Origin of the sequence: Sphingobacterium thalpophilum, from assembly GCF_901482695.1 — a bacterium.
Lineage (GTDB): Bacteria > Bacteroidota > Bacteroidia > Sphingobacteriales > Sphingobacteriaceae > Sphingobacterium > Sphingobacterium thalpophilum.
This window is the reverse complement of the sequence record NZ_LR590484.1, coordinates 1,468,094-1,479,715: the sequence shown is the minus strand read 5'-3', so window position 1 is coordinate 1,479,715 and position 11,622 is coordinate 1,468,094. Positions and strand designations below refer to the sequence as shown.

Sequence of the window (11,622 nt, the reverse complement as noted above, 5' to 3'; positions counted from 1 at the left end):
TTATTCGTTCTGTATCGTTATGCTGATCCGGTGAAGCTGCTGGATATCCGCGAGTATACGCCGGTAAACCTCTGCCGTGTCGGTGTAGGTGCCGCTGTAGTATTTGTCCTGAATATCTTGTGCATCGTAATTTAGCTTGACGGGGCAGTTGTGACTGATGATACGGAGCACATCCTCCAGCGGCAGGTTCTTGAAAAATAGCTGTCCGGCGGTGTTGCGGTACGACCCTCTTTGGCTGCTCCGTGTGGCAGTGATGCGTGTCTCGGCAACAATCTGCTGGTCGCGGCTGATGCTGATCTCCTCCTCGGGCATAAACTGTAGCTTCAGCGCATTGCCGTCCGGATGTTGACGGGTGCCCTGCACTTCAATGCGCCCTTCGTGCAACTTTATTTTCGTGATGGACGTACCGAGCGCATCTACAGTAAAAATAGTGCCTAGTGCAGTCGTGGTTAGTCCAGTCGTATGCACCCGGAAGGGCTTACTCTTATCTTTGGCTACAATAAATCTGGCTTTCCCTTTTAACTGGATGTCACGGGATTGCGTGGTACTGAAATCAGCGCTGAATTTGACTTCGGAATTGGGATAGAGCTCAATTCCGGAGCCGTCGGGCGCCGTCAACGAAAGCACCGTGTTGCCCGAATTGATGTAATACAGGTTGCCCGGCTGTACAGGAGACGGAACACTCGGTGGTGAGGCAGCCCGCTGGGCAGTGATGGGCTCTGGTGACGGAAGCTGGGTATACACCAGCCACAGGCCAATGCCAGCCGTCAATATAGCCGCTGCATAGCGCAACCATTTAGCGGTATGGTGACTGCCGCCACCGAGGCCCAATTGTTTAAACAGACTGACTTTTAGAGTGGACTTGTTGTCAAAGTCCGGCGGCCTGTCCTGCTGTTGCCACTCTGACTCCGGCATGTAGTCGGCCAGGTCAAGTTCCTGATTAGCCAGTGCATTTTCTATAGCAGTGACTTCTTCTGCGCTTGCTCCGCCGCTCAGATACTTGTCAATCAGTGTTTTTGTAATCTTCATATAGAAAGATTACGATTGAAAAACGCGTATCCCCCAAAAAAAAATTACAAATTTGTCAGCATCAAGATGCCGATAAACAGCGCCTTTCGGATGGTTTTTAAAGCGAGCGCCAGTTGGTTTTCTACTGTTTTGGTGGAAATGGACAATTTTTGTGCAATCTCTTTGTGCGATAGCTGGGAAAATCGGCTCAGCATAAAGATCTGCCGGCGCCTGTAGGGCAATGTCTCGACAATCTGCTGCAGCCCACTGGCAAGCTGTTTGGCCTGATAGTCCTCCTGGGGACTATACTGTAGGATCGGAGCGGGCTGGCACTGCAGGAGTTTGTTTCTATGGTATTCGGCTTTGACCAAGTCGATGACGGTGGTCCGCGTGATACAGAAAAGCTGGGATTCTATGCTGGCCTCAACATTTTTGTGGCACATGTTGTGCCAGAGCTTGATGAAAACGCGCTGCACCGTTTCTTCGGCCAGGTAGGACGATCTGGTTTTATGGAGCGCATACTGGTATACTTTGGGGCTCCATCGGTCGAAGTATTCCTCGAATTTTCGGGCATTGAGCGAAAGGTCAGTTTCCATAGTATAGGCTTGGAATACCTGAATATAGGGATAATGTTTGTCTGCTCAAAGTCTTTCAGGCATTTATTTTACCAGCATTAAAAAATAAATCCTTAACTTAAAGGATCAAAACCATAAATGATGAAGGGCCAGATCATTATCTTTTTTATTTTCCTGGGTTTTTCTTTTGCTTCGGCACAGACCGCTTCTCAGCAGACATCTACATCCGATCCCAACCTCTGGATACAGCAGCAGCTCCAAAAAGCGAAAACAGGGACCGTGCTAAAGAATTACGAAGGAAGTTTTTTCAGAAGGGATTCTGTCCGTATTGTTGGCTATATAGACGGCTATAAAACGACGATGGGGTTTAGTAGTGGCATCATTTACAGCGACAATTTACTGACCAGGGAGGAATATCCATCCACGATCCAGATCTATCCCGACGGTCGTTTTGAAGTCAGCTATCCGGCCGTGTTTCCCCAGATGTCTTATCTGATGCTCAACGATAATGTATATAACTATTACATCGAACCTGGCCATACGCTGGTCATGCTGTTCAGGGTGGCTCCGGACAATAAACTTCAACTGTTGCAGTATAAGGGCCCCCTGGCTGCGGAAAACCAGCAGCTGCTTGATTTTAAATGGCAAGACAATCGGAGGGCATTTTATGACAACATCGAAAAAATGTTGAAGGAAAGACCGCTGCAGCAGACCAAGGAGCTGCTGCTCGCCAAATGGGATAGCGTGCAGGGGGAGGTAAGTGATCGTCTGGCACAGTCCAGCTACACGGCCAAAGTAAAGCAGCTGATTCGCGCGGACGTGGCCATAAATTATGCGGCGCAGCTCATGGACGCCGAAATGTACCGTGCCAATTTTTCAAGACAGGATACGTTAAATCCTTACCTTAGGCAAGCTCCGGCCGATTATTTTGATTTTATCAAGCGGCTAGATCTTAATGACCGCACACTGTTGGTCACACCTCAATTTTCTTCTTTTATCAACCGGTTTGAGTATTCTCCTTTATTTCAGCCTGAAGGATATTATCAACTACTGAATGCAGGGCGAGGTGCTGATCAGTATGCGATCCTGGATTCACTTAATCAAGTGGCCAATCCGGCCTTGGCGGGTACTCTGCTGACCGAGGTGGCCAAGCTCAGAACATTGAAGGCTAATATCTCCGCTGCTAAGGACACGGCCCGGATCAATGTCATTTCAGCGAGGCTGTTGAAGCGATTGACGAATAAGGACCTGAAGGATGAGGCTCTGGCATTGACGGCACGGATAAAGAGATCGGCGGATGGATATGTCCTGCCTCAGACGGCTGCCGCTGCCGTATTCAAAAAGCTGACGGACAAATATCGCGGCAAAGTGGTCATCGTGGACTTTTGGGCGCAGTGGTGCGGCCCCTGCCGTGCAGGAATTGAATCCATGCGCGAAAAGCGGATAAAACTCAAGGACAATCCCAATCTTGTATTTGTGTTTGTAACCGACAGCAGCGGCACGCCGGATATGAACTTCTACAACGACTATGTGGTCAAAAATCTGATGCACGAAAGTTATATTGTCTCGGCAGATGAATATTTGGGCCTCCGTGAGCTGTTTAAATTTAATGGGATACCGCGGTACATTCTGATGGACCCGGATGGTAGAATCAGAAATGATCATTTCTCGCTCCACAACTGGCGCTATGAGCTGCCGAGAAATTATCCGAAGTTATTTACCCACCAGATGATGCAGGGGATTTAACTCCCGAAGGCTGCTTTATTGCCCTCTTCCTTACTGCGCTTGGTTGAAACTGGCTCGGGACCCACGACCTGAAGCATTAGTGCCTGCCAAGGCATCCCTAATCTTTTGTTATTGTTAACGAAACAATTTCTTAATGGATATTTTCAATCTTTGGAAAGTTTTGATTTTTAGGTGTTTGTGATAGCGTTTCAGTCCGCTGTTTATGTTTTGATAACGGATTGTTTATGCATGGTTCCTTTTTGTAACGCTCCGCTGGATCTTGCTGACCCGAATAATTTTCAACTTCGCAGCAGTCGACAATGAAAACCAAAATCAAATAATTAAGCAAAGATGAAAACACTTTTTACCTCATTACTGATCTTTTTAACGGTCATATGGTGCCATGCGCAGCAGGGTACGGGCGTTATTTCCGGTAAAGTGATTGAGAACATGACAAAGGCTTCTCTTCCGGGAGCTTCAGTGCGGCTCAATGTGGGCAACCGCTATACGGTCTCCGACCAGACAGGGGATTTTGAGTTTCTGAAAGTGCCTGAAGGGACCTATATCGTTGAAGTCGTATATATGGGCTATAAGCCGCAGCGTAAGGAAGTCACCGTGACCAAGGGGGGCAATTCAACCGTCAACTTGATCCTGGAAGATGCCGCTATACAGATGGACCAGGTGGAGGTGCTCAGTGACCGCGCACGGGGGCAGGCGCGGGCACTCAATCAGCAGAAAAATAAATCCAATATCACCAATATCATCTCGTCCGATCAGGTAGGCCGTTTTCCCGATGCCAATATTGGTGAGGCACTGCGACGTGTCCCCGGCATCACGATGCAGAATGATCAGGGTGAAGCGCGCAACATCATCATCAGGGGACTGGCTCCCGAACTGAATTCAGTGACATTAAATGGTGACCGCATACCTTCTGCCGAAGGGGACAACAGGCGGGTACAGATGGACCTGATTCCGTCGGACATGATCTCGAGTATCGAAGTCAATAAAACGCTGACCTCAGATATGGATGCCGATGCCATAGGCGGCTCGGTCAACCTGATCACCCGTGCCTCACCCAATGGGGAGCGCATCTCGGCTACCTTGTCTTCTGGTTATAATCCGATCCGCGACAAAGCGCTGTACACCGGCGCATTTGTGTATGGCAACCGCTTTGCCAAAAAGGCCATTGGTATGGTGCTGAGCGGCTCCTACAATAATAACGTGTACGGATCGGACAATGTCGAAGCGGTATGGGCGAAGGATGATTTCGGCAATACATTCGTCGAGGAGATGGACATCCGGAAATACGATGTACAGCGTATCCGCCGCAGTGTGGCAGCTGCCTTTGATTTTAAATTGAGCCCAAACCACAGCCTCTATGCCAATGCCATGTACAACTGGCGGGACGACCGCGAGAACAGGTACCGCATGCGTATCGATGATATCGAGCCACAATATAATGGTGACAATGGGATCACAGGATATAAGGGCCGCATCGGTATCCAGACCAAAGGGGGAATAGACAACGATCGTAATAAAATGGCACGCCTCGAGGATCAGCGGGTACAGAACTACTCGTTGCGCGGTGAGCACTTGCTTTCGGCAGACCTGGATATGGACTGGACGCTGAGCTATTCCAAAGCAAGAGAATACCGCCCCAACGAACGTTACATCTTGTTCCGCCAGAAGAATAATACCCTTAACTTTACAGGGACAGATGAATTTCCGCTGTTTAACCCCGTAAATTTTGATGCCAACGGCGTTGGCCTGAACACGATATCGGAAAATACCGACCTCACTGAAGAGGATGAACTGGGCGCAAAAATAAATTTTAGACTGCCTCTTTCATTAGTGAAGGGGCAGAAAGGCCGCTTACGCTTTGGTGGGCGCCTGAGACTCAAAAATAAGGATAGAAACAATAATTTCATCGAGTATAGCCCAGTCAATGAGGATTTGATTCCGAACTTAGGATCTATCCCGCATGTTTTTTTTGATGGTAAGAATTTCCAGCCGGGTGAGCAATATGTACCGGGACTGTTTGCGAGCAGAGCTTATCTGGCGAGCCTGAATCTGACTGACCAGAATGTCTTTACAGGGGAAGAGAATCCGTCCGAGTTTTTGGCTCTCAATTACACTGCCAAGGAAAAGATCTATGCGGGGTATCTGCGCTGGGATCAGGATATTACAGACAAATTATCGTTGATTGCGGGCTTACGTCTTGAACATACCAAAATTGACTACACGGGTAATATCATCGAAAACGAAGAAGATCTGGCCGGTACGCGTAGTTCAGAGAATAGCTACACTGACCTGTTGCCAAGCCTGGCCGTAAAATATCAGGCGAATGATGATCTGGTACTCCGGGGTGCTTTCACAACAGCGCTGGCGAGACCAAACTATTATGCACTGACGCCTTTTGTGGGCATTGTAGCCGGTGATGAGGCCATTGCAGCGGGCAATCCGGACCTGGACGCCACCAATGCCTATAACCTTGACCTGATGGCCGAGCAGTACTTCAAATCGGTGGGTATTCTTTCAGGCGGACTGTTCTATAAACATCTGAAAAACTTTATTTATACCTATGCTGACCGCGCGTATACACAGTCCAAGTTTGCCAGTGATTTTCCTGATCTGACCAATCCGATTCCGGATGGGGAGCAGTGGGCATTCACGCAAAACCGCAATGGCGAAAGTGTCAATGTATATGGTTTTGAGGTGGCGGTACAACGACAGCTGGACTTCTTGCCAGGCAAATTCCTGCGCGGTTTTGGTATCTATGCCAACTATACCTTCACGAAGTCCAGAGCCAGAGGCATTACCAACAGTGACGGTGAGCCAAGGCAGCATGTTAGCTTGCCGGGGACAGCTCCGCATATGCTGAATGCCTCACTCTCTTGGGAAAATAAACGCTTTGCAGCACGTCTGTCGGCGAATTATACGGCCGCTTACATCGACGAACTGGGTGGTGATGCTTTTGGGGACGTCTTCTATGACAAGCAGTTCTTCTTGGACGCCAATGCTTCTTATAAAGTTTCTAAAGTCGCCCGTTTCTTTGCCGAAGCAACCAATCTGACGAACCAGCCGCTGCGGTACTATCAGGGAGTGGCGGCCCAGAGCAGACAGATGGAGTATTACCGTCCACGGTACAACTTCGGGGTGAAGTTTGACTTTTAAAATTCGTATACTAGCAGCATGATAAAAAAGTGTATAGGAACCTTGATTATTATATTTTGTGTGCTGGGCCTCGTCCGGCCACAAAATACCGCTGCTACTGCATCGCAAACGCATCCTTCCGATGCGGCTTTTGTTGCACAGAATGAAATTTTACAGCAGGCCCGGACCGATGGTGACTTGCTCAAGGAGGCACGAGCGCTACAGCGTATGGGCCAGATCTGTTATCAGATGGGGCTGTTCACGCAGTCCCTCGATTATCATATGAAAGCGGATGAGATCTTCCGTTCCGACAGAAATGAACAGCAGATGGCAGACAACCTCAATGATCTGGCTCTACTTTTTCTGATTACCAAACAGCAAAATGACGCCCGCACAGCTTATTTTAAAGCGCTGCACACTTTTCAGCGGCTCGGCGATCAAAAGGCTATAGCGCGTACCTATGCCAGCATCGGCCATCTTTACGAGAAAATTGCAAACTATGACAGCGCTTTTTTTTATCAGGAAAAAGCCATGTCCCTCTTTGAACGCATCGGCGATAGCGAAGGGATAGCGCTGGTCCACGACAACCTGGGCAGCATCTATGAAGATAAGCTGCAGTTTGACCAGGCTCATTTCCATTTTTCGAGGGCGCTGGACTGGTTTGAACAGGGTAGCAATACCGAAATACGTATTGATGTCTATAACAACATGGGGGATGTATACCGCAAAAAAGGCGATTATACACAGGCGCTGCATTACACGCGAAAAGCCGAGGCACTGGCCAGAAGCACCAATGCGTACAGCAGGCTGAGCAGCGCATATAGAGACCTGGGTAAGACGTATTACTTTCTAAAAAAAAGCGACAGTACCTTCTATTACCTCGAACTAAGCCGGGAATATTTCTTAAAGTCTTATTCCGAGGAAAGCAAAAAACAGGAAGCCTTATTGAAAGTGATCTATGGCCTCGACCGAAAAGAAATGCAGCTTGCCGAAATGGAGCAACAGAAAAAGATCTCCAGGGCGATCTATATTGTCTCGGGTATTGTGGTCGTGTTTTTTATCCTGGTGGCTGCTATTGTCATCCGTAACCAACGGTACCGGATGCGGCGCGAAATTGAGATCAGCCGTCGGGAGGAGGCGCTGCTGAAGACACAGCAGGAGCTGCTTGAAATTGACCTGAACAATAAGAAGATGCAGGAAGAGCAGCTGAAGGAAAGTCTGCACAATAAAGCGCGTGAAATCACAGTACATACCCTGCAGTCCATTCAAAAAAATCAATTACTGGAAGACATCAGTGCAACATTGAAAGAGATGATCAAAAGCGATGGCCGCAGCTACAAGAAGGAGCTGCGTGCCCTGCTAAATAAAATCAATCTGAACTTTCATCAGGATAACTACTGGGAAGACTTCAGACGGATTTTCGAAGAAATCAACCAGGAGTTTTTTGACAAACTGCAGGAGATCAATCCGGGGCTATCGGCTACGGAGATCAAATTCATCTCACTGATCAAACTCAATATGAACAGCAAAGACATCGCTGCGCTGCTGGGCGTATCGAGCGATAGCCTCCGTGTAGCACGATACCGCCTCCGAAAAAAATTGAAATTAGAACAAGGGAGTAGTCTAACTGCCTTTATACAATCCATTTAAGGGTGCATGTTGCTTTTTTGTTGCGCTCAAATAAGGCGCTGTACACTATTTGTAACGCTAGATTTGGGGTGTAATCCGACAGAAAATCACAATTTGGCCCTTACTAAAGCAAATGATATGAATAAGCTAAAAACATTATTTTTCGCATCGTGTGCGACAGGCCTTTGTGCGACTAGCCTAGATGTATATGCGGATCAGAACGTAGCCCGCACAGACACTTTACAGGCTACAGTAATTACAGAGCACGTCAGGCACGATTCTGATGATCCGGCGATATGGATCAATCCAGCTGATGCGGGCAAGAGCCTGATTATCGGTACCGATAAAGATAAGGATGGCGCCTTGTATGCCTTTGACTTAACCGGCAAGATCGTGAAGCGTGTTGGTGGCATCCAGCGCCCCAACAATGTGGACATTGCCTACGGCTTTGAGCTGAACGGCAAAAAGGTTGATATCGCCGTCACGACAGAGCGAAATGCGAATAAGATCCGTGTTTTCTCGCTGCCCGACCTGCAGCCGATTGATAATGGCGGAATAGAGGTGTTTGTGGGTGAACAGGACAGAGACCCCATGGGTATCGCATTGTATACGCGCCCTTCAGATCAGCGTATTTTTGCAATTGTAGGACGTAAAACGGGACCACAGGATAATTATTTATGGCAATACGAGCTGAAACCCAGCAATGGAGCGGTCACAGGAACAGTGGTACGCAAATTTGGCCGGTATAGCGGCAAAAAAGAAATTGAAGCTATTGCAGTGGACAATGAGCTGGGATATGTATACTACTCGGATGAGCAGACTGGTGTGCGCAAATACCTGGCAGATCCGGATGCGAAAGATAACAGTGAACTGGCTTTATTTGCCCAGACGGGCTTCTCGGTGGATCACGAAGGGATTGCCATCTATAAAACCGGCGACAAAACTGGCTACATACTGGTTTCCAATCAAGGCTCGCAGCGTTTTATGGTATACCCACGTGAAGGAAGCGCAGGTAATCCGCACCGTTACGAGCTGCTTGCGGAGATTCCGGTGAGCGCGATGGAAACAGACGGGGCAGATGCTACCCAAGTCAGTTTGGGACCGCAGTTCCCAAAAGGTATCTTTGTGGCGATGAGCACAGACCGTACATTCCACGTTTACGATTGGAGGTCCGTTGAGGAAAAGATAAGAGCTGCAAGTCAGCAATAAAACGGTAACGGATCGTATTTATACCCGTTCGCGCAAGTTTGATACGGGTCATCTGATAAAGGGCGTAGGGATGGCACAGACTTTGAATTCTACTCATAAACAATAGTATTCACATTAACACATCAACTTATGAGAAAATGGATTCAGTTTTTGGGCTTAAGTACCCTAATCTTAACCGTAGTGATCGGATTTGCCTCTTGTAGCAAAGATGACGACCCTTCGGACAATGATCTCTTTATTGGAAAATATGAAGGTACGATCGGATTTGATGACCTGGATAACAATGACAATGACGTGGCCTCAGCTCGCGGGACGGTTACCGTCACAAAGCTGGGGGATACGTATAATTTTGCGTTCGGAAATGGAATTCCCAATTTAAATGGGGTTGATTTTGAACAGAAAGGTAATGTCCTGGTCAATATTGGTACTGCGGGTACTGGAGTGATCCGTATCGATGCGGGAAAATTGACCATCGCCTATACAAAGGATGGCAAAGCATGGACTGCAGACTGTGAACGTTAACGGGATTATATCTCTTTATTTTAGAGCCATCCGACAACGGATGGCTCTTTCTTTTGGGCATGGCCCGTCTGTTTCGGTACTATGCTATTTTATTTGTAACCGGGATTCTGTTTCAGAGGATCACCATCTTTATTGTTTAGCAGTATTTCATTTAATGGAATAGGAAGCAGGACATTGTGATCCTGAAAGCCTGTAATAATCTTATTGGCCGGAGCCTGATCACCGTTGCGTGCGATACGTTCTTTCAGTTTATTCATGCGCACCAGCGTCATGCGACGGTTTTCTTCGGCAATGAGTTCACGGGCGCGTTCATCCAGAATGAAGTCGATGGAGAGGTCTCCTGCCGCAACACGGCCCAGACTGGCATTTCCGGATTCGGCCCGTGCGGATTTGAAGGAGCGGTCGCGCAGTTTGTTGATATCTTCGGCAGCTCCGGCGATGTTCCCTCTGCGTAATCTCGCTTCAGCGCGTAAAAGATAAGTTTCAGCAAAGCGCATCACAGGCCAGTCTTTGACAAGTGCATAACCAAAGTCATCTATGGGATCGTATCCGCCCCATTTCGTTGGAAATGGATACCAGACTTCGAGGCTGTCGGTGCGGAACGGTATCACTTTGTCGCCTGTCTTGATCGTGATGTTTTTGACACCAGCCCCTTCATTCACGCGGTAGCCATCGGCATCAATACCAATTATCCTGCTAAAGCCCGGTCTGTTGTAATTTGTGGTGCGCCTTATATTGTAGTTGCTGTTTCGGATGTCGCCGCCGAGGCCTTTCCATACGGTGTACTTCATGAAATTGCTCAGTCGAAGCCGGCCGTTGCCCCGTCCGCCAAGCGAATCGGCGTTCACCATGCCATCCCATTTGTGATAGGCCGGCTGCCACACGCGGCGGTGCTGCGGGTTGTCTATCGTACCGCCATTGATCGACCGGTTGTATTCGACTTCAAATGTCCAAATGGCTTCGGTATTACCCTGGCTACGCCGCATATTGCCCTGACGGAACATATCGCGGTAAAAATCGCCGCCTTCGGTTAGGTACTTGCCGTAGCGGGCATCCACCAGCTTATAATTGCCACCGTCAATGATAGCTGTCGTCATGGCCTCTGCCTGAGCAAAGTAAGCCGCATCCCGCATGCCCATGCGTAAATAAACTTCTGCCGCCAGCTGTCGGGCCATATCTTTATTGATGCGGCTTGGAGCCGCAGCCTTACCCAGGTCGGGAAGTTCCTTGATCGCGTAACTAAGGTCCGTTTCAATCAATTTATCAACCTCCGTCGCAGCGGTTCGGGTATAGTTAAAGGTCGGTACTTTTATCGAACTGGTCAACAGTGGTACATCTCCCCAGAGCGTCACCAGCATGTTGTAAGCGTAGGCACGGAAAAATCGTGCTTCGGCACTGGCCTGTGGGTTGCTGTCACCTACCCCATCAATGAGCAGGTTGGCGTTGTTAATAAAGACATAGCAGCGCTCCCATAGATAATTGACGCCACCGTTTTCTGAATTGAGATCGGCATATTGGTAAAAGGCGTTTTCCACGCCTTCGGTAGCGCCGGCGCTGGCGATGTCCGTGCCGATCTGCCAGCAGGAAAGAAATCCTTGCCGGCTGCTCATACCCCACAGCTGTCCAAAGTTATAATGTAAACCCAGCAGCCTGTTTTCGACAGTGGTTGGATCCACCACGTTGGCGTCATAGTTGGAATAGGGCTTTTCGGTCAGGTAGTCCTTGCCACAGGAGCTGGCGCCCAGCATAGCCATCGCCAACAGCGAATAGATTACGGTATATTTTTTCATCGTCTTTTTCT

The 11,622-nt window shown here is 48.5% G+C and carries 8 protein-coding genes; 5 read left to right on the top strand and 3 right to left on the bottom strand.

The features are described 5' to 3' along the window. The gene (locus tag FGL37_RS06310; protein ID WP_028069254.1) at nt 1–1,029 is read right to left on the bottom strand and encodes a FecR family protein; all 1,029 of its coding nucleotides are present in this window, start codon (nt 1,027–1,029) and stop codon (nt 1–3) included. Between the two features lie 44 nt (nt 1,030–1,073). Further along, nucleotides 1,074–1,604, bottom strand: coding sequence for an RNA polymerase sigma factor (locus FGL37_RS06305; protein ID WP_028069253.1), 531 nt, complete (start codon nt 1,602–1,604; stop codon nt 1,074–1,076). Between the two features lie 117 nt (nt 1,605–1,721). On the opposite strand from FGL37_RS06305, the gene FGL37_RS06300 reads away from it, so the two are divergent. From FGL37_RS06300 to FGL37_RS06280, 5 genes are all read left to right on the top strand, one after another. Beyond that, on the top strand, nt 1,722–3,329 hold the full coding sequence (locus tag FGL37_RS06300; protein ID WP_081817819.1) for a TlpA family protein disulfide reductase: 1,608 nt from the start codon (nt 1,722–1,724) through the stop codon (nt 3,327–3,329). 330 nt (nt 3,330–3,659) lie between these two features. Beyond that, nucleotides 3,660–6,482: a TonB-dependent receptor gene (locus tag FGL37_RS06295; RefSeq protein ID WP_051606658.1), complete on the top strand. Its 2,823-nt coding sequence runs from the start codon at nt 3,660–3,662 to the stop codon at nt 6,480–6,482. 42 nt (nt 6,483–6,524) lie between these two features. Continuing rightward, a complete protein-coding gene (locus FGL37_RS06290) occupies nt 6,525–8,111 on the top strand; it encodes a tetratricopeptide repeat protein (protein ID WP_160169474.1) in 1,587 nt (528 codons plus the stop codon). Between the two features lie 117 nt (nt 8,112–8,228). Beyond that, on the top strand, nt 8,229–9,299 hold the full coding sequence (locus FGL37_RS06285) for a phytase (protein ID WP_028069249.1): 1,071 nt from the start codon (nt 8,229–8,231) through the stop codon (nt 9,297–9,299). Between the two features lie 129 nt (nt 9,300–9,428). After that, nucleotides 9,429–9,821 carry a hypothetical protein gene (locus tag FGL37_RS06280; protein WP_028069248.1) on the top strand — a complete coding sequence of 131 codons (393 nt, stop codon included), beginning with the start codon at nt 9,429–9,431 and terminating at the stop codon, nt 9,819–9,821. A gap of 89 nt (nt 9,822–9,910) precedes the next feature. Here the strand turns inward: FGL37_RS06280 and FGL37_RS06275 are convergent, their stop codons facing one another. Next, the gene (locus FGL37_RS06275; RefSeq protein ID WP_028069247.1) at nt 9,911–11,611 is read right to left on the bottom strand and encodes a RagB/SusD family nutrient uptake outer membrane protein; all 1,701 of its coding nucleotides are present in this window, start codon (nt 11,609–11,611) and stop codon (nt 9,911–9,913) included. Between the last annotated feature and the right edge of the window lie 11 nt (nt 11,612–11,622).

Coding starts and splice junctions, on each gene's coding strand:
- FGL37_RS06310 (WP_028069254.1), bottom strand. CDS start 1,029: ATGAAGATTACAAAAACACTGATTGACAAGTATCTGAGCGGCGGAGCA.
- FGL37_RS06305 (WP_028069253.1), bottom strand. CDS start 1,604: ATGGAAACTGACCTTTCGCTCAATGCCCGAAAATTCGAGGAATACTTC.
- FGL37_RS06300 (WP_081817819.1), top strand. CDS start 1,722: ATGATGAAGGGCCAGATCATTATCTTTTTTATTTTCCTGGGTTTTTCT.
- FGL37_RS06295 (WP_051606658.1), top strand. CDS start 3,660: ATGAAAACACTTTTTACCTCATTACTGATCTTTTTAACGGTCATATGG.
- FGL37_RS06285 (WP_028069249.1), top strand. CDS start 8,229: ATGAATAAGCTAAAAACATTATTTTTCGCATCGTGTGCGACAGGCCTT.
- FGL37_RS06280 (WP_028069248.1), top strand. CDS start 9,429: ATGAGAAAATGGATTCAGTTTTTGGGCTTAAGTACCCTAATCTTAACC.
- FGL37_RS06275 (WP_028069247.1), bottom strand. CDS start 11,611: ATGAAAAAATATACCGTAATCTATTCGCTGTTGGCGATGGCTATGCTG.